The 23321-nt window shown below is 53.7% G+C and carries 19 protein-coding genes and 1 pseudogene; 3 read left to right on the top strand and 17 right to left on the bottom strand.

Annotated features, from left to right (window positions below):
* Positions 1 to 226: 226 nt before the first annotated feature.
* Entirely contained in the window at positions 227 to 1108 is an 882-nt protein-coding gene (locus tag J2D75_RS06515; RefSeq protein ID WP_207853971.1) for an SDR family oxidoreductase, read from the top strand.
* A 293-nt stretch (positions 1109 to 1401) separates the two neighbouring features.
* Here the strand turns inward: J2D75_RS06515 and J2D75_RS14435 are convergent.
* The 17 genes and pseudogenes from J2D75_RS14435 to J2D75_RS06595 all read right to left on the bottom strand — a co-directional run.
* Positions 1402 to 1634 (bottom strand): annotated as a pseudogene (locus J2D75_RS14435) (IS5/IS1182 family transposase); the annotation flags it as partial.
* Positions 1635 to 1735: 101 nt separating this feature from the next.
* Positions 1736 to 3781 (bottom strand): hypothetical protein, encoded by a 2046-nt coding sequence (locus J2D75_RS06520; protein WP_207853972.1) that lies wholly within the window; start codon positions 3779 to 3781, stop codon positions 1736 to 1738.
* Positions 3782 to 3823: 42 nt separating this feature from the next.
* Positions 3824 to 4495, bottom strand: coding sequence for an HAD family hydrolase (locus J2D75_RS06525; protein ID WP_207853973.1), 672 nt, complete (start codon positions 4493 to 4495; stop codon positions 3824 to 3826).
* The gene (locus tag J2D75_RS06530; RefSeq protein ID WP_207853974.1) at positions 4488 to 5372 is read right to left on the bottom strand and encodes a decaprenyl-phosphate phosphoribosyltransferase; all 885 of its coding nucleotides are present in this window, start codon (positions 5370 to 5372) and stop codon (positions 4488 to 4490) included. Before J2D75_RS06530 ends, J2D75_RS06525 begins: the two co-directional genes overlap by 8 nt.
* Before the next feature lie 44 nt (positions 5373 to 5416).
* Complete coding sequence (locus J2D75_RS06535; protein WP_207853975.1) at positions 5417 to 6385, bottom strand: NAD-dependent epimerase/dehydratase family protein; 969 nt, start codon at positions 6383 to 6385, stop codon at positions 5417 to 5419.
* A gap of 1 nt (position 6386) precedes the next feature.
* Entirely contained in the window at positions 6387 to 6761 is a 375-nt protein-coding gene (locus J2D75_RS06540; protein ID WP_207853976.1) for a DMT family transporter, read from the bottom strand.
* Positions 6762 to 7258: 497 nt separating this feature from the next.
* Complete coding sequence (locus tag J2D75_RS06545; protein ID WP_207853977.1) at positions 7259 to 9103, bottom strand: glycosyltransferase family protein; 1845 nt, start codon at positions 9101 to 9103, stop codon at positions 7259 to 7261.
* Positions 9100 to 9507, bottom strand: coding sequence for a hypothetical protein (locus J2D75_RS06550; protein WP_207853978.1), 408 nt, complete (start codon positions 9505 to 9507; stop codon positions 9100 to 9102). The genes J2D75_RS06545 and J2D75_RS06550 overlap by 4 nt, the downstream gene beginning before the upstream one ends.
* A complete protein-coding gene (locus tag J2D75_RS06555) occupies positions 9500 to 11161 on the bottom strand; it encodes a GMC oxidoreductase (RefSeq protein ID WP_207853979.1) in 1662 nt (553 codons plus the stop codon). Before J2D75_RS06555 ends, J2D75_RS06550 begins: the two co-directional genes overlap by 8 nt.
* Positions 11162 to 11474: 313 nt before the next feature.
* Positions 11475 to 13247, bottom strand: a complete 1773-nt coding sequence (locus J2D75_RS06560; RefSeq protein ID WP_207853980.1) for a glycosyltransferase family 2 protein — start codon at positions 13245 to 13247, stop codon at positions 11475 to 11477.
* Between the two features lie 54 nt (positions 13248 to 13301).
* The gene (locus J2D75_RS06565) at positions 13302 to 14264 is read right to left on the bottom strand and encodes a glycosyltransferase (RefSeq protein ID WP_207853981.1); all 963 of its coding nucleotides are present in this window, start codon (positions 14262 to 14264) and stop codon (positions 13302 to 13304) included.
* Positions 14264 to 15415 carry a UDP-galactopyranose/dTDP-fucopyranose mutase family protein gene (locus J2D75_RS06570; RefSeq protein WP_207853982.1) on the bottom strand — a complete coding sequence of 384 codons (1152 nt, stop codon included), beginning with the start codon at positions 15413 to 15415 and terminating at the stop codon, positions 14264 to 14266. Before J2D75_RS06570 ends, J2D75_RS06565 begins: the two co-directional genes overlap by 1 nt.
* A 50-nt stretch (positions 15416 to 15465) precedes the next feature.
* The gene (locus tag J2D75_RS06575) at positions 15466 to 16239 is read right to left on the bottom strand and encodes an ABC transporter ATP-binding protein (RefSeq protein WP_207853983.1); all 774 of its coding nucleotides are present in this window, start codon (positions 16237 to 16239) and stop codon (positions 15466 to 15468) included.
* 5 nt (positions 16240 to 16244) lie between these two features.
* Positions 16245 to 17123, bottom strand: a complete 879-nt coding sequence (locus J2D75_RS06580; protein ID WP_207853984.1) for an ABC transporter permease — start codon at positions 17121 to 17123, stop codon at positions 16245 to 16247.
* Between the two features lie 156 nt (positions 17124 to 17279).
* The gene (locus J2D75_RS06585; RefSeq protein ID WP_207853985.1) at positions 17280 to 18407 is read right to left on the bottom strand and encodes a glycosyltransferase family 4 protein; all 1128 of its coding nucleotides are present in this window, start codon (positions 18405 to 18407) and stop codon (positions 17280 to 17282) included.
* A 183-nt stretch (positions 18408 to 18590) separates the two neighbouring features.
* Entirely contained in the window at positions 18591 to 19880 is a 1290-nt protein-coding gene (locus J2D75_RS06590) for an NAD(P)/FAD-dependent oxidoreductase (protein WP_207853986.1), read from the bottom strand.
* Positions 19880 to 21319, bottom strand: a complete 1440-nt coding sequence (locus J2D75_RS06595) for an aldehyde dehydrogenase family protein (RefSeq protein ID WP_207853987.1) — start codon at positions 21317 to 21319, stop codon at positions 19880 to 19882. Before J2D75_RS06595 ends, J2D75_RS06590 begins: the two co-directional genes overlap by 1 nt.
* 294 nt (positions 21320 to 21613) lie before the next feature.
* On the opposite strand from J2D75_RS06595, the gene J2D75_RS06600 reads away from it, so the two are divergent.
* Complete coding sequence (locus J2D75_RS06600) at positions 21614 to 22495, top strand: ABC transporter permease (protein ID WP_207853988.1); 882 nt, start codon at positions 21614 to 21616, stop codon at positions 22493 to 22495.
* Positions 22492 to 23316 carry an ABC transporter permease gene (locus tag J2D75_RS06605; protein ID WP_207853989.1) on the top strand — a complete coding sequence of 275 codons (825 nt, stop codon included), beginning with the start codon at positions 22492 to 22494 and terminating at the stop codon, positions 23314 to 23316. Before J2D75_RS06600 ends, J2D75_RS06605 begins: the two co-directional genes overlap by 4 nt.
* The last annotated feature ends 5 nt before the right edge of the window (positions 23317 to 23321 follow it).

Here is a 23321-nt window from a genome sequence, read left to right on the forward strand (position 1 = left end):
GACTAAAATCCACCGCAGGAAACACGCGGGATGTAATCGGAAAGCAGGCCGTTCTAGGTGCCTGCATGTTTTCGGCTGCGCTGTGCGCGCGTTTGCATAAAAAATTCTAGCCCCATTGATTTTATGGATGATTTTAATGCTCGAGGTTGTTGTAAAATAAAATAAGAAATCGCTTTGTGGCGGTTTCTTCACAACTATTCCGTCCGGTCACTAGGAGCTCAGCTTGATGCCGCCTGCCCTTTCTGATGCTGTGATTGCTGTCATAGGCGCGAATGGGCGGTCTGGAAGGGTTCTCTGTTATGCTCTTCTCGGGCTTGGTTATCGGGTTATTGCGGTAGTCAGAAACACGCAGACACTTGAATCTGATATCGCCCGGCAGAGCTATGCCGTACGACAGGCGGATCTGACGCAACAGGATACTCTTGGTGCAGCCCTGCAGGGAGCCAACCTCGTTATTAACACAGCCCATGCCCGCTTTTTGCCTGCCATTCTGGCGGCAACAGCCGCCCCTGTTATTGCTTTGGGCAGCACCCGCAAGTTTACCCGCTGGCCTGATGCTCATGGGATGGGGGTGATGAAGGGGGAGGAAGCGCTACAACAGGATGGTCGGCCTTCTGTGATTTTACATCCGACCATGATTTATGGTGCACAGGGCGAAAACAATGTGCAGCGTCTGGCGGCTCTTCTTAAAAAACTTCCCTGCGTGCCTTTGCCTAATGGGGGCAGTTTTCTTGTGCAGCCTATCAACCAGAGTGATGTTACTCGCAGTCTGGTCGCTGCTGTAGAGCTTATGGTGGCAGGGAAAATAAAGAGGCCGGAAAGTATCGTTATTGCCGGGCAGGAGGCGATCACATACAGCACGTTTATTCGTATGATTGTCAGTTTTGCCGGCATGAAGTCGCGGCCTGTCTTTACCGTTCCGGTCTGGCTGCTGCTGGCTGCATCCTGTGTTATGCGGTTTATACCGGGTCTTCCGCGTATTGAAGCGGATGAAGTGCGCAGATTGGCAGAAAATAAAAACTTCAATACAAATGAAATGAAAGAAAAACTAAATATAGAGCCAATTTCTTTCGAGAAGGGGCTGAGAGAATTATTTAGCAATCGGTGAAGTGGTCTGATTTTTTTAGATATATTTTTTATTCGATCTGTAATGCTCTAAGAACCTCTTGGCATTGAGACCATGGAGGGTTCACAGAACCTTTGATTGACTGCTCTTGCACCTGATTTCGGGTTTTTAGCGTGTTGACGGCTACTTCTCAGGCCTGACTTTTACTCTGGGTTTTGAGCAGAGTGACGAATGCATGCATCTGGGATGCTACGTGGCGGTGTTAATCCGCTTCCGGAGCAGAAAGCGGCGCATATTATAGATGATATTGGCCAGCCCTGATCCTCGTCTGCTCAGACCGTTGAGGCTGTATTGCTTTTCTCAAACAGGCGCTCTCTCAAGCGCGAGCCATCACCGGAGGCGGCATCTGTCGTCTGCTATTTGCGGATCAGCCGAAATTTCCGGTCGATGCAGATACCCGCTTTGTAGGATAGCTTGTAAGGCTTGTCCTGCCAGTCCTGTGTGTCTGCCCTTCACGCAGATCTTCTTTCTTCGCATTGGTATTGCGCCGCTTCGGAGCCGCTACCACTCTCTCCAAATGACATCGGCTCAACACGGTGCAATCCCACGCGCACAAACCCAAAAGCAAAAAAATCCACGAAAAATACTCAAGGTCGTGAATAAGATAGGCTAGTTGGCATACGATGAAAGTATCATCCATTTCTTTTCTGAATGAACAACATTATAAAATGGAACTTTGTAATTTCCAGATGATATTAACTTCCATATTTTTTCGTTTTCTGTAATTCCTATTGTTGTGCAATGTAATTTTTTTAATAAAAATATTACGTCTTCTGTTGTTGCTGAGCCGTTATAGAATTTATTTATAATATTATTAGCTTCATCCGAAGAGTTTTGTGATACCCCTCCAGAGAATGCTCTAATGTATTCACGAGAAAGATAACATGATTTCCTTTGCGTCAGGAGACCGCCTCCAATATTTACAGGCCATGATTCAGCAGATCTGTAGAGATCCGGGAATGTCAGAACCCGACCGCTGACCGGTGTTGTATCACGGAGTGCCAGCCAGTAGGCATCCTCTACAAGTTTCTTCTGAAGAATGCTGTCGCCCAGATAATTCCGCTTTAGACTCCATAATCCAGAGGGAAGCGAAATAGCAATCAGCATAATTCCTGAAATAAAGACCATCTTTTGATATGTAACAGATGATTTTTTTGAAAAATCATTAAAAATTCCTCGCGCTATACAAGCGGCAGAGAGAGCAGTCATTGTTATCAACGCTGGTATTACTGCGCGCCATCCGAGGTCGTTATTTGCTATTTTGCTCTCAAAATGCCAGCTTGCTGTCAAAGATGCTAAAGATATTAGAATACAAGGAGCTGAAATTAAAATTTTTGTTCTTAGTTGACTGCGTATAGACAGTATAAACGGGATATAAATGCATCCAACCTGCAGAGGAAGAAAAATAATCCAGTATGCTATGTAGTTTAATACATTTCCCGATGAAACAAATGCAAGAACCTGCCAGGGTCTTATTCCTATAGGATGGGTATGCCCGGCTGCTGCACCCAGCTGAGAAACCACATAGGGTAAGGACATGATAGCTGATGCCAACGCAGTCACCAGCCATAGAAATATAATTCTGAAGGCAGATGGACGATCCTCTGCAGAAGCAATTTGCCAGAAAGTGATCGCTGCGGCGCACAGGAGGAAGGAAACTGCTCCAACCCATGCTGACATGCCAAATCCGGCCGCAATCAGGTTTGCTACAAGAAAGATTGTCATTCCCTGCAGCAGAAGAGTTTTTTTCTTAAGGAGTTCCTGCTGGAGCAGGAGAGCCAGCACGACAATCGTTCCGGACAGCACGTGCTGAGGAACCCAAGCCGCCTGAAAAACCCATGTTTCAAGGCCATGACCCCGGCCAAACAGCCGCAGCATAGTAGGTGGGCTAACCACCATGGAGACGATCTGAACAATGGGGCCACCCAGAGAGAGGAGCACACTCCATCGGGCAGCTGACAATCCTTCCGTTCTGTCGCGACAAAGGCTGATGGACAGCCCCATAATGACAAAAAGTGAAACAAGTGATGTAATAAAAGTCAGCGCTATATCACCATCCCACGGCAAGGATAAATTACCGAAAAGACAGGATACGACTGCAGCTACCATGTACCATAGAAAATAATATGAAAAATTAGACCTTTCTCCGCCTGCACCTGAAAATGGATTTTGAAGAGGAAATCCCTCATTTATAAAACTTTGAACAATATTTATTTTTACATGATCTGTAATGGGAGCCGCTAGCTGGAAAAACTCTCCATGATCACGAAATTTTATGATGTCGACAGAACACATTAAAAAACTTATGACGCATGCAGATATGATGGTCCAGAAAAGAGCGGGAACAGTTTCAGACCATTCCTTCGATGGAAGAGAGAGACCGGAAAAAAATTTCCGCGAAATTCCCTTACTGATTGCGGATACAGCAAGCAGTCCCGTCCAGCTCTGAAGAGCACCAAACCCAAAAAGCCATGACCATGGGAAAAAGAATGTGGAAATTACTCCAAGTCCCAGAGCTGGGCTGAAAAAAAAACGTCCTAGGAAAGTCTCGGAAGAAAACAATTTCCCCCAGATGTTTCCATTAATAAAACAAAAAACAAGGAATATAAATGCACTCGACAGACTAATAATAACCGAAGGGTATATAGAATTCATTTTGAAGTCTCACAGATTGCAGACACCTGACAGATATGCCTCTTAGCTGGGTGCGGAATTCTCAAAAGGTTCAATCTTGTGCGGTCTGACCCACCAGGCCCGATCAGCCAGTTTCATCATGGGGATATCTCCCCGTGTGTCTCCGTAAGCCAGAATAGCAGACGGTCGGTCAGCGACTTGCGCTTCCAGAAATTGCTCTATCCGGCGGACTTTTTCTTCCCCATGGCAGTTTAAGCCATGGAATCTGCCTGTCACCTGCCCAGCCTCGTTCCGGGATAATGACGAACATAGCACCTCGTCTATTCCGACCATTCCGGCCCATGGCTGAAGATACAGATCCAGCGATGCGCTGACGAGAACACAGTGGCATCCGGCTTTCTGATACTGGGCCAGCCGTGCCATCATGTCAGGGCGCAGCATATGAGGAAGAATTGTCCGGGCGAATTCCCGTCCTTTTTCCTGGAGAGAGGAGAGTTCTTCTCCCCGGAAGGCAATGCTGAGCAGGCGTTCCTTCGCTGCATTGTTGGAGATCAAGCGCAGGCCATAGCCAATAAGCCAGGGGGAGGCGGTCACGCATGTCCGGATCAGGCCTGCTGTTCCGAGCGCAAAACGCAGGAAAGGAAACAGGCTGTCCTTTGTGCTCAGTGTTCCATCAAAATCGAACAGAACGAGCGTGCCAGGCGGAACGTCCGCAACGAAATCTGATTCAGGCATTGATCAGAACCAGAAGGGTGATGATGAACCAGATTCCTCCGGTTACCAGCATATGTGAATCGAACAGGACGTCCCGGGCCGTATCCTGCCCCCCGCCACGCTTATGCAGCAGGAACAGATAACGAAAAATCCCGTATATGACGACAGGGACTGTAATTATTAAATAATTTGTGTGATGCTTTGAGATTGTTTCAGGCGAAACTGTATAAAGGCTATATGAAATAATAGTGCATGATGCACTTATTGTCATAAACTGCGATATCATATCTGATGTATAACTATCAAGAACCTTTCTTGTCGTTTTTTTGTTCTTGGTAGAATCGCTGGATACACTCCGGAGTTCAGCATATCTTTTGGCAAAACCAAGAAACATGGTCAGCATAAGACCGCAGAGCAGCAGCCAGTCTGATGTTGTGACACCTAAACCAAGAGTTCCGGTCAGCAACCGCAACATAAACCCGGCAGAGATCAGAAATACATCAATAACAGGAACATGCTTCCACAGAAAAGAATAACAGAGATTTATGATCGCATAGGCCAGAACAAACGCGAACACCCACGGGCTGACCAGCCACCCAATGGTAAGGCCGACACAAGCAAGTGCCGACGCCAATAACCAGGCGAAGCGAACCGGGATAGCACCGCTGGCGATAGGCCGTCGGCATTTCGTAGGATGCTGACGGTCAGCCGCGACATCGAGAATGTCATTGAAACAGTAAACAGCACTGGCTATCGCGCAGAACGCCACGAAAGCCATTATCGTACGGATCAGAAGATCCAGCGTCCACTGTTCTGAGAACAGTGGACCGACAACAACGAAGCCGTTTTTGAGATATTGATGCGGACGGCACTCAGCCACTATGTCTTTAAAACGCATACTGACCTGAGATCCTATTTTGACTGACCATCACGCCTGACGATTCAGTTTTTTGTTGCCAGAAAAGCATCGTAGGCAGCGTTCATCATGTCAATATCGTCCATAGCCGGTGCCCACCCGAGTTCCTGGCGGGTACGTGTCGTGTCCAGAAGAATGTCCGCATCGGCAATGCCAAACTGTTCTGGATAAAGCAAAGTTAGCCCTGCCTTATCCAGAAGGCCCAGAAGAATCTTGAGGGGGGCTGCCGGTGTCGGAATCAGAAGCGAGTGAGACCCGGCATGGCGTACGATACCACTCAGAAGTTCTCTGGTTGTCGGAGGACTTTCCGATCCAAGGTTAAAGGGCCCCGGGGGGCATCCTTTCTCCGCAGCCAGAATGGCAGCCCGGGCGCAATCCTCAACACTGACCATCTGATACCGGTTATGTCCGTTGCCGATCATGGGTACGGGCAGGTTTTTGCGGATCAGCTCGAAAAGCTTGCCGAGAATGCCCAGTCGACCATAACCCGTGATGAGACGGGGACGGAAAATCGTAGGCGTGATGCCTTCGGCATTTTTCAGTACCTGTTCAGCCTTAAGCTTGCTGCGTCCATACGGTCCCAGAGGCTTCTGTGGGCAGTCAGGCGGAATAGGGCAGATGCCCGGCCGGCCATAAGTCATGTCCGTCGAGAAAAATACCAGTCCGCGTGTGCCGGCAGCCTGCATTGCCTGCACGACATTTCGTGTGCCGGCCACGTTCACTTCTTCAAACCACGCATCACGTCCCTGCCGGGGAACGGCATCCGCGAACTGCCTGGCCGCGAGATGATACACAACATCATCCGGCTTCAGTTCCAGACGCTTCAGGTCATCAGGGACACGGACATCACCCGTGATCTGAGGTACTCTGGCCGCGATAGCCGGATCGGAAGAGGAGCGTGTATCAAAACTGATAACCTCTTCCCCACGCTCTAGAAGCTGGCGTGTCAGAACCTTACCGGTAAACCCGTTTCCGCCTGTGATGATATGCCGCATGTTACGCACTTCTCGATATGACAATAATTCCACAGCATATGATGGCAATTCCTGCTACGCGGGTGGCATTTACATGCTCGCTCATAAAGAAATACCCAATAACAGCTGTGATGAGATATCCGATGGAAAGCAGAGGGTAGGCCAGACTGACTTCAGTTTTCCGAAGGACTGCCATCCATACCCCGATACTGAGGACATAGCAGGCCATGCCGCCGATAAACCAGAGGTTGAGTCCGATGGATAAAAGAAAAGCCGGAATTCCCGAAGCAGAGGACGGAATTTCTCCGATTGTTAACATCGTCTTACGGAGAAAAATCTGGGCGAATGCATTTAATGTCACGCTGAAAACTGCAAGTATAAACAGGGAAGGATTCATGGTGCGTCTTTCAGGAAAACTGAATCTTCGAGTTGGTTGCGGATTCTAGCACGTGGCTGCGCTTTTCGATATACTACGGTTTTGTTAGGCTTCGTTGCACAATTCAACCCATAAGCGTGCAGGATCCTTTTAGGGCTTTACTCTTACCTGACGGCATGCGTGCCGGGCGCCATGGTTGAAATTGGGTGACTGTTCTGGGGCAGGCGGCGCTCTGAATAGTGCATTGCTTCGTGTTGAGGCAATGCCACCGGCAGAGAGGACACCCTTCAGCAGGCCAGAAGTTCACGCCATGGAGCGGCTGCGTGGTAGCAACACCGCACAGATTCTACGAGAAGGCGGGTGTCTGCGGCGGTGCCGCCAACATGACCCGCCCGACCGGGAAAAAGATCCTTTATCCATTCCCACTGGTCGTCACGTAGGCCACAGCGCCGCCTCCTTCAAAACCGAGCAAACTGTCACCATAACGCTACAGAAATTACGCCCCTCACGGCATATGTTCAGGACTTAACTGATGATGCTTCGTAGGAATGAATATTCTTTTCCCAATAACTTTTTGTCGTTGTCTGTTTCACGTCTTTTTTGTACAGAATCCTAAGATTTTCAGTTTCAGATTCCAGTTTTTTCGACAGGTCTGAGAACTTTTTCAGTATCTGTAGTGCACGGGGTGTATCCATCCGTGCGTAATATCCTGTTTTATTATGCGGATTGTAATAAAGGACTGTATCCACGCCGAATATCTGCGCGGTGTCTCCGGCAAATCCTTTTTCCGCATAGATAACGCCCTTCCTGAGAGCCGCCTTCGGAAGAAGAAGTCCGTTCAGAGAAATCTGCCGGAGCAGCCTGCGCGTCCGTGTTTCCTGATGCCGTGGTTTCCTGCTGACGAAATGATGGGACCCAAGATCGACCGGGCGCATTTTCTCGATATCGACCATACTGCCGATGAGCTTGCGTACATCGGTCATATCGATATTTCTGTGCCAGAAATCAGGTCCCTCCATCACATGCTGCATTGCAAGCTCTATGACTTCAGCACTTTCATAGTTCCGGGAGGAGACCGCCGGTCGCAGCCAGATTTTCATGATCCGTTGCGTTATCTCTTTTCCGGTGAGTTCTGTGGTCGTCAGCCAGATCATGAGATTGCTACGCACGGCCAGATAGCGTGTCATGGGACTTTCCCTGAAACGGAAATCCTCGCCCCAGCATGCGACACCGTTAATCGTGATGATGCTAAATGAGTTCATCAAGCCGAACAGCATATCATCGCCACGAACGAAGAACGGGAAGGGCCATTCCTCTACTGCGTTGAGAGGAAACGCGAAGAACCACCATGCCCCGTATGCCGGATGCTGGTCCTCGGCTTCCGAGATCACAACGGCCTCAATCCGGCGCATATCCATGCCGTGGCACATAGGCGCAAAGCCATCGGCTGTTTTGCGGACACCCTTTTCGTACATACACCAGGGCTGCTCCTCCTTCATGAGAGCCCCGGAAACAGCCATTTTCTCATCTTCACAGAACTGCAGCAGCGCAATCGTCCGCCGGAACGCATCCGTCTCGCAGGACGCATCGTCGTCCATGAACAGGCAATGCGTGAAGCCCGGCGTGTTCGTGACTTCAAGCAGCCCGCGCGCAAACCCGCCCGATCCGCCGAGATTTCTGTTTTTTATGACGGTGGCGCACTCCGTCCCGGATGACGGAAGATTCTGTGAATTATCAATGATATAAATAGAAAATCTGTCCTGATAGTACGGATCGGACAGCAGCTCATTCTGTATTCTGGACAGGGCCGGGAGGACATAATTCTGTCGGTTGAAATGCGTGATGACAGCACCGACCTTTACAGGGCGCCGGGGCTGATCTGTCGTTTCATACCGTCCGCCGGAAATCCATCCTGTCGAGGAAAGTGACTCGATGTGAAAATACAGCGTTCCGTCCGTCATATTTTCCGGGAGCGGGATACAGATACGGGCTTCATCAGGGTGACTGATGTCCCCTTCCTTCTCGCCGGATGCAAGAGTAATTATCGTGCGAGACATCCATTTATGGACGTATCCGGCCCGATGGCATCCTATTGATACCTCGAACCGGCCATGCCCCTGCAGAACGAGCGAAATATCCTTAAGGCCGCAATATTTTCTCCACACCCTCAGGGAGAGATAATTGAAATATGTCTCTGTTGAAGCCGTTCCGCCTTTCCGGAAGCGAATAACATTATCTGATAAAAAATAATCAGCCCTGTCATTCGTGCGGAAATACAGATCTGAATCGACATGAATTCCGGGCATCACCAGTGTCTGAAGGGTGTGCGCGACGGGCGTATTTTCTTTATTTTGATCGATCATTTTGTGCTTGCTTTAATTGAACCGTTAACCGGCACCGGAGCGGTTTCATAACTATCCCAGAACGGACACTGTTCCACGCCGGCTGTCAGTGTGCGTCCGATTAATTCCGAAAAATCGCATGTTGAGAGGATATCGTTATAGATCAGTGATCTGATCCTGTGCATATCCTGAGAGGATTGAATGAAGAGGCGCTCGACCAGAGAGGCGTATTCTTCGTTTTCATGACGAAATGGCAGACATCTGGCGACTAGGTCCCGGATTTCCACGGAGGCTGCACAGCGTTCAGCCGCCGCCCGGATTTTGCCATCCCTCCTAGCAACCTCCGGCGGAACAAGGATATCCACGATTTTTCGTGTTGCCTGACAGACATCCATCTCATCGGGCGGCAGAGGTATTTCAGCCATTGCTCCCTTCCGCGTCAGAATCCTGCAGGCGTGGATCATCCTGCAGCGTACGGAGTGTGAGCGCCGCGATCGTCAGGGTTGGATTAAAGCTTCCTGTCGAGCAGAACATGCCACCACCGAGAATATAGAGGTTTTGGAAGTCATGAGAGCGGCCGAAACGGTCAACAACGCCGGTCTCCGGGCTGTCACTCATTCTCAAACCTCCCAGAGGATGATTCCCGTTGAAGCCATACCCGATTGGCTCAAGTGAGTCTATTCCGGCACATGCTGAAATCTCATCTACTTTCCCCAGTCCGAAACGAATGGTCCGTTCATCCTGATCGTTCAGGCTGAGAGATACCAGTGGAACCGGAAGCCCATAATGATCCACATGATCGGGCGACAGCGTCACGGCCTTTGTGTGAGACATATCCGTTTCAAAAATAAGTGATATGGCAAATCGTCTTTCAAAATCGGAAAGACGTTTGAAGAGCGTGCCCCCCCAGTGCCCTGCGGCGACATCCTTTTCGAAATGCTCCTTGGGGTGATACCCGCGGAAAAAATCGCTCTGCCAGACTTCCATGAGAACGCCGTTTCGCCGGTCTTCCGCCTGCCGCTCCACCCATTCTATGATGCTTCCGTGCGTGGGGCGTCCGCGTGTTGGATAGACAGGTTTTTCCATAAGGACGGACCATGTGAAGGCGCCGTGAGAGGAAAAATAGCGGCCCACCATATCGGCGGAGCGTCCGAAACGCTTATTGTTCATCACTTCCGATCTCTGGATCAGCGTGATGTTCTCAAGCGCGTTGGCGCACAGGAAAAATAGAGATGCTGAGACCGCGTATTCTTCTTTGCTGTCTTTTTCGCGAAGAACGGCCTTTGTGATCTTTCCCGCAGCGGTATCCCATTCCAGACGCACACAGCAGGTTTCCACCCTGAGATCGAGATTATCGTCCATCACGATGTCATCGAACAGACGCTCCCGCGCCTTGAAGATCGCACCTGTGGGGCAACATGACACGCATGTCTTGGCGCCCACACAGCCTCCCTCCTCGGCGGGAAGATTGCGGACAGCATGTGGCTGCATGACAAGCTGTCCGATATCGCCGATGCTGTCCTGAAAGCAGCGATCAAGGTAGCTCAGTCGGAACGGTTTGTAGCGGAAATTGTTTTTCCATGGCCAGAAGCGATAGGAGCTGGTCTCATCAGGTGATGGCCCCGACACCTCCATGAGTGTCTCTGCCTCATCGTAGAACGGTGCCAGTTCCTCATAAGATACTGGCCAGTCTTCTCCGTGGCCGAAAATTTCCTTCAGGCGAAAATCATGAGGCGCCAGCCGCCACGACATGCCCGACCACATCTGCGCGCTGCCGCCGATCCCGTGCCACATATTGTACTGAAAATTCCACGGCGCATTCCGCGTGTCACACGACACTAGATCGGGAAATTTTTCCTCGCTTCCGGGAAACGTATTTCTGGTCAGGATACGACCGTCCTTGGACATCTCATCGGACGTAACACATTCCTGCCACCAGGTTTCACGGTCATCCATAGACGGGCGATATTCACTGCCTCGTTCCACAAGAAGGACTTTTTTGCCTTCTTTGAGAAATTTTCGTGCAGATAAAAGGCCCGTCAAACCAGCCCCGATAATACAGACGTCGAAATGTTCCATCTACTCGCCATATCAGAAATACATATTCATTCCCGGAAAACACTCAACCGGGATCGCAAAACTGATTTCCCTCCGTACACCTGACAATTCTCATGTCATGAATTTGTCATTTTAGCACCATACATAATGATACCTGTCTCCTATATTCCGATGATTTTTTTGCAAAGATACCGATAGCGCTTTGAAAAACAATGTTTTTTCAAGATGGGGAATGGTTTTTTTCTCCATTCAAATAAAGAGGTTATTCAGATTTATGCAATAAAGCCTTTTCCGGTATATTTGTATTTCAAAATATTGTGTAATGTACGTCCCGTCAGGCGGAAGAACCGGGATATATCCGCCGCCAGAACGCCTTTGCCGTCATATCCGGCAGCGCCTTCCGATAGGATCGGCGCAATGCGCTCTCACGCAGCATGAACAGGAAAAAGATCCGCAGAAACGCTGCCAGAAGGCGGAAGAAGCGCTTTCTGTCATATACGGCCACATATCCTGTTCCGGCAGGCGCGCAGACATACAGCACTTTTCTGTGACGAAAGATGCGGCTGTATGTGCCGTGGAACGATTTCTCATCGGTGACGGGGCTTCCGTCACGCAGCAGAAATCCGGGCAGCAGAAAACCGTTGAGCGTGACAATGCGTGTCAGGTGGCGAAGGCGGCTCTCCCTTTCATCCGCTGCCACGGAAAAATCCGCCGGAAGACTGACGGGAACCAGCTTTTCCATGGCATTCAGCGGCGCCAGCTCAGCTCTGGCGAGAGCGGCATCCATGTCCGCCAACCAGAAAGAGGGGCCTTTCATCACATCACGGATGGCGTTGAGAATGGCCTGCGCACTGCCGTAATTGTAGGAAAGCAGGGATGAAAGCATCCATCCGAGCATCATCCTGACGATCTGCACCCGCGTGACGTCCGGCATCATCAGGGCGATAGCGAGCGCGCTTCGCAGCCCAAGATACCGGGTTGTAGGGTTTTCCTTAAACCGGAAATCCTCTCCCATGCAGGCAATGCCGTTGAGTGTCTCAATCTGAAAATCGTTGGTCAGACCGAACAGGATATCATCTCCCCGGACAAAGAATGGGAAGGGAAAGGCCCGGACTTTCCGGATGTCGAAACAGAAAAACCACCAGGCGCCATAGCCGGGCGGTTCGCCGGTTCTTTCTGTGGCCAAAAGATCATCGACACGGCTCATGTCGCGCATAAAATGCAGGGGCCGGGCGCATCCGCGCGTGAAGGTCGCGCCCTTTTCAAGAAGGAGGCAGGGATCGGTCTCCGACAGAAGTGCGCCGGCGATGGCCAGTTCCTGATTCCGCGCGAAGGTCTGGAGAACAAAGGCGCGGCGGATGGACTCGATCCCGCACGAGGCGTCGTCGTCCATGAACAGGCAATGCGTGTACTGTCCGTCATCACTCAAACGGAGCAGCCCACGGGCAAACCCGCCTGATCCGCCCAGATTGCGGTTTGGAAGCAGGATGGCGCCTTCCGTCTCCTCCGGGGTCAGGGTCTGGGAGTTATCCACGACTATCAGACTGATTTTGTCCGCATAGTCGAGACTGTTCAGAAGCCCCTCCCGGATACGGCGGATGGCGGGGAGGACATAGGGTTTTCGGTTGAAATGCGTGATCACGATCCCCAGACGAACATCCCGCGCGGCTGGCGTCCGTGTCGTGAATTCTCCACCGTCGATCACCGCATCAGTCAGAGCCTCAAGACGGATATACAGCAGCCCGTCATTGATCTGCGCCCAAGGCAGTTCCGTGGTAACGCCGTCCTTGCACTCGGGCCTGACCTCCTGCCCAAGCAGCAGCAGATCCGGCTGCCCGGCTCTGTGCAGCCGAACCTCCAGACGAAAGCTGCCGTGCCCGCGCAGGCAGAAGGCCAGCGTGTCGATTACTGTCATCCGCTTCCACGCTTCGGGCGACAGGCCGTTGTAAAATGTATCGAATGAGACCGTTCCGCCCTTCGGGAGCATCAGACGCTCCGTTTCCCGGTCTATGGTGCTCCCCTTGCCCAGACGGACGCAGAGAACCTCCGGAACTGGAAAACCGGTGCCCGGCAGAACGAGACGCTGCACGACTGATGTCTGTGTCATATGCGCTCCAGAATATCAGATCGGAAAGACGGGCAGGGCGGCTACATATCTCTGTCAGGAAAAGCGCCTTACGACATCCTTGTGCAACTTTGTGAAATTCCCGCGCAGACCATCGGAAAGTGCGGTGCAGAGCAGTCTGAGAAACAGGACGGGATTGTCATAATACGGCACTGTTATAAGAAATTTGCCGATCAGGAAGGGCAGGATCAGAAAGAAATACGGGCCGGACAGCATGCGGAAAAAAGGCATGTCATTCCGGATGATGTAATAGGCTTTCCACAAGGGCTTATAGACGCGGCTGCCCGAGGACGGGGTGGAGCAGTCATGCACAAACCGGACGCCGGGCGCGAAAAGCAGACGATAGCCCGCCCGCGTTAGCGACAGGGTATAGAGTGAGTCGTCGCGGTAGATGAACAGATCAGCCCGGGGCAGACCCAGCGTGCCGCGTACGAGGGCGCACCGCACGAACAGGCCGACGAAGGAGGAAAACGCGACAGAGACCGGCTCCGTGCCGGCATATGCGGCGTCTCCCAGCCCTATCGTGCCAGACCGGTTGAGAGCGGCCTTCAGAAGCCTGCGCGGTGAGTGGAAAATATTCATGCCCGGGCGGTTCATCGGACATATCCGGCCATCGGGGAAATATACGGCGGCTGCAACGCCGCCGACATCCGCATCGGGCCTCAGAGCCGTGAACCGGTCGAGCGCGTCCGGCGCCGGGAAGGCATCGTCGTCGAAGCAGACAAGCCACTCCGTGGCCTCCCCTTTTACGGCGAGGGAAAACCCGCGTTTGAAGCCGCCCGCGCCGCCAGTATTGACGGGCTCATGCACAATCTCGAGCCGTTCGTCCTCGAGACCCCGCAGATACGCCTCCGTGCCGTCATTGGATGCGTTATTGATTACAATCACCCGCGCGAACGCCTGAGCCAACGTGGCCTGGAGTGTCAGACGCAGTTTTTCGAGCCGGTTACAGGTGACGATCACTGCGGTGACGTCCAGGCGGGCGGGAGGAGGGCTCATTATGCCAACGGATCAACGCAGAAAGCAGGAGGCGCCGTGCCTGCGTCCTGTGCTTCGAGGAAGCGTTCCGCCGCGGTCAGCGCCTCGGCAATGGTGATGTGCATGTCGAGATAGCGATAGGTTCCCAGACGGCCCACGAACGTCACGCCCTGTTCGGATTTCGCCAGATCAATGTAACGCTGCAGACGGGCTTTGTCGTGCACGAGGCGGATCGGGTAATAGGGGGTGTCCTGTTCTTCGCACAGGCGGCTGTGCTCGCGGAACAGAATGGTCTCCTCATGCTCCTCCCACGGCGTGAAATGCTTGTGTTCGGCCACGCGGGTCCAGGGCACACTCTCGTCACAGTAGTTAATGACCGGGTTGCCTTGATAATCACCCGTTCCGCGCACGACCTCAAAATCCAGTGTCCGGTAGCTCAGGCGGCCTTCGGAATGACCGAACCATGCGTCGATCGGGCCGCTGTAGAAGACATGCGCATAGTCTTGCGCCTGTGCGCGGGCAAAGCTGGTGGAGAGATGCACGCGGATATTGGCATGATCAAGGATGCGTTCGACAATATAAGTATAGCCGTGTTCAGGAATACCCTGAAATTTGCTGCCGTAATAGTTGTCATCATAATTAAAGCGCACCGGCAGACGCTTGAGAATGCTGGCGGGTAGCTCAGACGGTTCCAGCCCCCACTGCTTGCGCGTGTAGCCACGGAAGAAAGTTTCGTAAATTTTTTGTCCGACAAAAGCCAGCGCCTGATCTTCGAATGTACGCGGCTCAGTAATGCTGTGGTCGGCCTGCCCGGCGATAAATTCGCGGGCCTCTGCGGGCGAGAACTGCTTGTTAAACAGCTGGTTGATCGTCATCAGGTTGATCGGGAGGGAAAAAACCTGCCCGTTCGCATGCGCCTTGACCCGGTTGATGAAAGGCATGAATCGGTCAAACCGGCGCACATATTCCCAGACACGCTCATTGCTGGTATGAAAAATATGAGGCCCATAAACATGAACCATGATGCCGCTCTGCGCATCACGCTCGGTGTGGCAGTTCCCTGCTACATGCGCACGGGTATCGAATACATCTACCTCATAGCCGCGTTCGGCCAGTTCCCGTGCGATGGTGCTGCCAGAAAATCCTGCACCGACAACCGCTATTTTTTGCATTTTATCCAACTTTCAACCACTTTAATTAGAGAATAGCAGATATGGCCCCATCAGGATCGTGCTCTGAGCAGTTCCTCAAAATCATGACGGGGTAAATAAGACTTAAACACTTCCATTGGCGCGCCATCAGCGACAATCCGGCCTCCATCAAGCCAGATCAGCCGGTTGGTCCACTCTGCCAGAATAGACGGAGAATGACTCGCCAACACCAGAATATCTGCATGCTGCACCATACCCTCCACCCGTTTTTTGGCTTTTGCCATGAACGCGGCGTCTCCGGCGAGAATCCATTCGTCCATCAGCAGGATTTCAGGCGGGAAAGCCGTGGCCATACCAAAAGCCAGACGCACCACCATGCCGGAGGAATAATTGCGAACGGGGATATCCAGAAATTCTTTCAGGTCGGTAAAGTCAATGACATCGGCCTCGAACGCCTGACTTTTGGCTTTGGAAAGGCCCAGATAATAACTCCGTAGGCGTATGTTTTCCCGGCCTGTCAGTTCCTTGTTCATGCCCTGTCCGGGATCAAGGAGGGAGATCAGCTTGCCTTCCATGGATAAGGTGCCGGCTGTTGGCTGGTAAATGCCGGATAGGGCGCGCAGAAGTGTTGTTTTGCCAGAACCATTGGAACCAATAAGACCCAGCCTGTCACCCGATTTAAGGGAGAAGGAAATATCTCTGAGCGCCTGTACAACCGGACGGCTTTTCTGATCGACACTGAAACGCGAGGAAACCTTACCCAGCAGAGCTTTCTTAAGCGACCGACTTTCCGCATGATACAGAGGAAAATCAATGGAGATGCCGGATGCTTCTAAATACGTCATGTCGCTTAAACCCAAAATGCAATGCGGCCGCGGAGACGGGCAAAACTAAACAGTGAAACAAGTATGACGACTGCAGAAATGATGAGTGCTTTTGTAATAAAAACAATATCAAGTGGTTCATTTAAAATTGGATTGCGAACAATGCCAAGAATATAGACGAAGGGATTATACAGAATAATGTTTTCTGTACCCGGGTGCCCCTTGAGCGTGGCCACCTGCCACATAATGGGGGTAACAAAAAATGCAACCTGTATAATTGCTGCAATAATCTGCGGAATATCCCTGAAACGGGCGCACAGAATGCCCAGAAAAATCGATATGGCAACCCCGTCAACCAGCCAGAGCAGGAACCCCGGAATAGCCGCCAGCATATAAAGGCTGGGGTGTACATCCATAAGAACAAACACGACTACAATCACGATAACATTGTGCATCAAGATGATTGTATTCCGTATGACGCTCCTGACCACATGCACCACAAAAGGCATGCGTGTTCCCTTGATCAACGCGTCATGTGCACTGAAACAGGTGCAGCCATCGTTAATGATTGAACTGAGATACCCCCACAGAATAAGGGAGACCGTCAGAAAAGGAATATAGGTGTGAATATTTGTCTGGAGCAGATCCGCATACAGGAACGACATTGCGCCGATCTGTATGGCGGTTGAAATGGTCAGCCAGAAAGGGCCGATGAGCGACCCCCGATACCGCAGCTTTATATCCGAAAAGGCCAGAGACCAAATCAGCCTGTAAAGCTTGGCCCCTTGGGTAAAGTCATCTATGACCAACTGAAACCTTTGCGCCCAGCCATTATCCGCCGCTAGCTTGTAACGATTCTTGGCGGAAGATTTTTGGTGTATCTTAGGCCGCGCGAGTTCAGTCATGGCAAGATGAGCCTCCAGAATGCTGCGTCATTTTTTGTCCACCTTACCTAATCGAATGCGATTAAGATGCAAGTGAGCCGTACCGGGCCTGCCCGAGCGTGATCTGTTGAACGACTAAGGATTGCGATATCAGGCCTGTTCTGATTTGCATAGAAGCTATGTGCCCGGCCACTCGGCATAAACGGCCAGTGTTTGAGCAATAACCGTTTCCTGCGAAAATTCGGTTTCGGCCAGTTTGCGGCTGGCCTGTCCCATAAGAATACGTCTGGGGCGGTCTGCAAGCAGTGTACGCAGGGCATTGGCCAGACGGGCAGGGTCGCGGGGGGGCACCATCAGCCCGTTGACGCCTTCAATAACAGTCTCGCAGCAGCCTTCGACATTGGTTGTTACAATGGGGCGTGCGGCGGCCAGCCCTTCCAGCAGGGCTTTTGGTAAGCCTTCCCTGTAAGCCGAGGGCAGGCAGACAATGGCGCATTGCCTCATCAGGTCGGGAATATCAGAGCGGAAGCCAAGATATTCTATGCTGCCTTCCTCTGCCCATGCATGCAGTGTTTCTTCAGGAATAGCGGCAAAATTGGCGGTATCGGGGGCGCCAGCCAGAAGAAAGCGGGCCTGCACGCCTTCGGCCTTCAACTGGCGTGCGGCGTCTACAAAATCCTTTATGCCTTTATCCCATAGCATGCGGGCTGGCAGAACAACCGTTGGCACGCCGTCCGGTTCGGGGGTGGGTGTAAACAGAGCCAGATCGACACCGGCCCCCCGGATTAGCCGGGCATCTTCGGCACGTACTGTGTGCTCTTCGACAAAAGCTTTTTCTGCATCCGGGCTTTCAAAAATGACCTTGCTATTCGGCGGGTTGAGCAGCAGGCGCAGGGCTAGTCGGATGGGTGCGCGCAGGAGGCGGGCACGCCAGTCGCTGGAGGAAAAAATGTAGCCCATCCCCACCGGGGCATTGATAATTTTTACCCCCCCCGCAAGTCGCGCGGCGAGCGATCCGTACAGAAGGGGTTTGAGCGCGATATGGTGCACGAGCGCAGGTCGCTCCGAGCGGTAGATACGCCAGACCTGAAAGATGCTTTTTAGTGCGCTTATGGGGCTGAGGCTGCGGCGGTCAAGGTTCCACGGCAGCACGCGCAGGCCGTGGCTGCGTATGGTGTCGGCATGTGTGCCAACACGGGTCATGACCACAACCTCAAATCCGGCTTTCTGGGCGGCTTGTGCGCGTGCGAGAAAATGCGAGCAGAAGAACCAGTCTTCGGCAATAAGATACAGAATCTTTGGCATCAGAATTTTACCGTAGCGCCTGCACTGTTGTCCCATGAGGCTGAGCATCATGCGGGAATCAAAAGTGCTACTTTACTGCCACCTAATACGATCACCATGCAAGAGACGGGCCGCGTGAAAAATGGCTTACGACTCTGTGTGGGTGGAGCGGGCGTTTCAGGCCCTATCTGACAGCATGGTCAGTTATGACAGGCCCAGAGCATCTTGCAGCCGCCCCCATAAAATACACCCGTAGGTGCCCGCCCGCCAGAAAGCATGGAACGGAATGGGCCGGATAGGCATGAGCGGAAACAGCGGTGCGCTGCCCTGTGCCAGATAGGCGGCTATCTCGCGCCCGGTGAGTGTGGCCAGCGCGATCCCGCGCCCGTTATAGCCTAGCATGGCCAGCAGGCCGGGTTCAGGCTCATGCCAGTGTGGGTAATGATCCAGTGTTACGGCCAGCTGGCCGTTCCAGCCCTGTGTCCACCCGATGCCACGCAGGGCGGGCCAGACTTTTTGCGCCCGTGCGACCAGATAGGGGAAAGCCAAAGCCCCCTGAGCCGGGTGGGAAAAGGAGCGTCCGCCCATAAGCAGCCTGCCCGCGCCGTCTACGCGATAATAGGTGGTGATCTGCCCCAGTTCGTAAAGGGATTCCCGGTCATGCAGGATCGCGCGGCGCAGGGAGGGGGGCAGCGGTTCGCTGGCAACAATGCCACTATAAACCGGCACGATAGAACGGCGCAGGGGGTTGCACAGACTATCCGTATAGCCATTGGTAGCCAGCACCACCCGCTCGGCCACCACGCAGCCGGTGCGGGTCTGGGCCAGCCAGCGCCCTCCTGTGCGTTTGAGCGACAGAACGGGGCTGCGGCAGAACAGGCTTGCCCCTTCCTGCCGGGCGGCGTGGGCCAGACCCTGCGTATAGGCCAGTGGGTTAAGCTGCCCGCCGCGCATATCCAGCAGGCCGCCGCAATACAGGCTGTGGCCGGTGCGTGCGGCTATGGCGTTGCGGTCAAGCCAGTGTACGGGCCAGTTCCGCGCCCGGCATTGCCGCTCCAGTTCCCGCAGGGGGCCAAGCTGGCCGGTGGCGGTAGCCGCGCGCAGGGTGCCGCCACGCGCCGCATCGCAGTTAATGCCGTAGCGTTTGATCAGATCGAACACCAGATCCGGCCCATCCTGCCAGGCCATCTGTACCAGCCGGGCACCCTGTTCGGGGCCAAAATCAGCCTCGACTGTATCGGGTGGGGGCTTCAGGCCGGGGTTAACCTGCCCGCCATTGCGGCCAGAGGCACCCCAGCCCGGTGCATGGGCTTCGAGCACGACGGTTCTGACACCCTGCTGCGCAAGATGCAGGGCGGTGGAAAGGCCTGTAAGCCCCCCGCCAATAATCAGAACATCGGCCTCGACCCGTTGTGTCAGAACGGGCCAGTCCGGTGCGGCGGGGGCTTGCGCTTCGTAAAGACTGCCGCAGGCCGCGCCGGATGGCCCCGCCATCAGGCTTCTCCGTAGCCGATGACGGCCTTGAGTTCGAGAAAGTCCAGCAGGCCGAAAACACTGCATTCCCGCCCGTTGCCGGACTGCTTGTAGCCGCCAAAGGGGGCTTTGACCGTCCATGCGCCCTGATTGAGCGTGACATTGCCCGCGCGCAGCCTGCGGGCTACGGCCCGGGCATGAGCCAGATCACAGGATTGCACATAGGCTGCCAGCCCGTACACCGTGTCGTTGGCGAGGCGAATGGCGTCTTCTTCATCCGCATAGCCGATGATGGAGAGAACGGGGCCGAAAATTTCCTCACGCGAGATGGTCATGTCGGGGCTGACTTGCCCGAACACGGTGGGTTTGACGTAGTAGCCAACCTCAAGCCCGGCTGGCTTGCCCGTGCCACCGCCCACCAGCGTTGCGCCTTCTTCGATCCCTTTGGCAATCAAAGCCTGAATGCGCTCGAATTGTAGAGCGCTGACAACGGGGCCGTATTCGGTGGTTTCATCCGCCGGGTTGCCCACGCGCAGTTCGGACAATACGGCCTGCGCAACGTTCATGGCCTCGGCCATGCGGGCCTGCGGCACCAGCATACGGGTGGGGGCATCGCAGGTCTGGCCTGAATTGCCCATGCAGCGGCGCACACCATCGCTGACAGCGGCCTGAAAATCGGCATCGGGCAGGATGATATTGGCCGATTTGCCGCCCAGTTCCTGCAGAACACGCTTGATGGTATCGGCCGATGCACGGGCCACGGCCGCCCCTGCGCGGGTGGAGCCGGTAATGGACATGACATCCACATCCGGGTGGCGGGCCAGGGCCTCGCCCACTTCCGGGCCGTTGCCGTTAATCATGTTGAATACGCCTGCGGGAACCCCGGCCTCGTCCATGATTTCGGCAAACAGCAGGGCGCTGAGCGGGGCCACTTCGCTGGGTTTGAGCACCATGGTACAGCCTGCGGCAAGGGCGGGCGCCACCTTGCAGGCAATCTGGTTCATGGGCCAGTTCCATGGGGTAATCAGCCCGGCCACGCCTGCGGCTTCATGCGTTAGCAGCATATCGTCGCGCACGGTATCGAAGGAGAAGGCGCGCAGCGCGTCGAGCGTTTCCTGCATGTGGCCATAGCCCGACCAGGCCTGACTGTCGCGCGCACGGGCAATGGGCGAGCCCATTTCAAGCGAGATGGCCTGCGCCATTTCTTCCGAACGGCTCTGGTAGAGGGCGATCACCTTTTCCAGCAGGGCAATGCGCTCTTCCTTGGATGAGGCCGACCAAGCAGGAAACGCCGCCCGTGCCGCCGCCACGGCCTTGTCAACATCCTGCGCGTTTCCCATGGCAATGGTGGCGCAGGGGGTTTCTGTCGCGGGGTTGATGACATCAAGCCGTTCGCTGCCTGCGGGCGCACACCATTGGCCGTTGATGTAGAATTCGAGTGCGTGTGAAGAAACAGTCATGTCAGTTCCTGAACATTGAAAGCCGTTGAAACCCCGCGTGCTGCCGTGTCCTGTGCCGTCTGCAACCACAACATGGCGGAAAGCCGCCGGGAAAGAGTCTGTTTCGATTTTTTATCGTCACAAAACTCTTTTTTGTTTTCAAGTGTTTTCTACGCGCATCCGCCCCCTGCGGTTTCGTTGTGATATGCGGAGGGCTGACGTTCTTTTTATTGCAATTCCAAAATATTCCGTTGACGTAAATTATTCAAGTGTGAAAAAACAGAGTCATATTTCACGTTTCGGAAGCCGCACCGCATGCCTTTCGCACCGTCATCTCAGAAAACAGGCCTTAACGGATGGCTCTTCCGTGCGCTCATGCTGGTGCCGGGCGGGCTGCTGGGGTGCGGGCTGATTGTTTTTTCGCTCGGGCTGCTGGTTTTCTTGTCCCTGCGCCATAACGATGGCTCGCTACTGGGTGTCGGACTGACACTGGATAACTTCGTAACCCTCGCGCAAGACCCGCTTTATGCGCGGGTGGCCGGGCGCTCTCTGGTTATTGCCGGGCTGGTTACGGCCGCCACGGTGCTGACAGCCTATCCGGTGGCTTATTTTCTGGCATTTCACGCCGGGCGATACCGCGCCATTATCCTGTTTCTAGTGACACTGCCTTTCTGGACCAGTTATCTGCTGCGCGTATTCGCATGGAAAATCGTGCTGGCGTATAATGGTGTGCTGAATTCCTTTTTGACAGGAACAGGCATTTTATCATCACCCTCGCTTGCGTTCCTTAATACGCCAGCGGCTGTGGTGGTTACACTGGCGCATGCGTATGCACCGTTTGCCATCCTGCCGATTTTTACCGCGCTGGAAAGCATGCCGCGCTCACTGTTCGAGGCCGCGGCTGATCTGGGCGCCCCGCCGTTTGCAACCTTTCGCCGTGTTGTGTTGCCGTATTCCATAAAAGGCGTTCTGGCGGCGGTTACGGTCGTGTTTATCCCGACAGTGGGGGATTATGTCACTCCGGCTCTGGTTGGCGGGCCAAACAGTATCATGATTGGCTCGCTTATTCAGGTGCAGTTTGGCCGGGCCAATGACTGGCCGTTTGGTGCAGCGCTGTCGGTGGCGGTCATGGTGCTGATTGCCTTTGTTATCGGGCTGTTGCGACAGGCAGACCGGCGGGGGGAGAAAGCCGCATGAAAACCCTTCTGCCCTTTTACAAAAAACCGTTATCACCCGGTGTGGGCTTGGGTGTGTATGTCGGGCTTTACCTGTTTTTTCTGTATCTGCCTGTCTGCCTTATTCCGCTTTTTTCGTTCAATGATTCCATTCAGGCGGCGTTTCCGCTCAAGGGTTTTACACTCAACTGGTACAGGGCGCTGCTCCATAATGACGGCGTGCGCCGCGCCCTGCTGACCAGCCTTGAAGTGGGGAGTGTTTCGGCTTTTCTGGCGACACTATGTGGCCTGACACTGGCCTATGCGCGGGTTTTCATGCGCTCACGCCTGACCACCCTGCTATCCGGCCTGTGCCAGTTGCCATTGCTGATACCGGGCGTGATTGTGGGTATTGCCATGCTGATTGTGGTCAACGTGATCGGGGTTGGGCCGTCGCGCGTAGCACTGGTGTGTGGCCATATGCTGGTGGGCCTGCCCACCACGTTCATGATCCTGCACGGGCGGCTGGCGGGGCTTTCGCGCTCCATACCCGAGGCGGCGCAAGACCTTGGTGCGCGGGAATGGACAACCTTTGCACGCATTATCCTGCCGCTGGCTATCCCGGCCCTTGGCTCGGCCTTCATGCTGGCATTTCTGACCAGTTTTGATGAGTTCATCATTGCCTTTTTCCTGACCGGCTCAGAACCGACCCTGCCTGTCTATATCTGGGGGCAGTTGCGCTTTCCGCGCTCGCTGCCGCTGGTAATGGCGCTGGGCAGCCTGATTCTGGCGGTCAGTATCGTTATCGCGGCGGCGTCTGAATTCATCCGCCGCCGGGGAAAAATGACAGAGCGTCAGGCCTGATCCTG

This window comes from Acetobacter suratthaniensis, from assembly GCF_017377745.1.
Taxonomy (GTDB): domain Bacteria; phylum Pseudomonadota; class Alphaproteobacteria; order Acetobacterales; family Acetobacteraceae; genus Acetobacter; species Acetobacter suratthaniensis.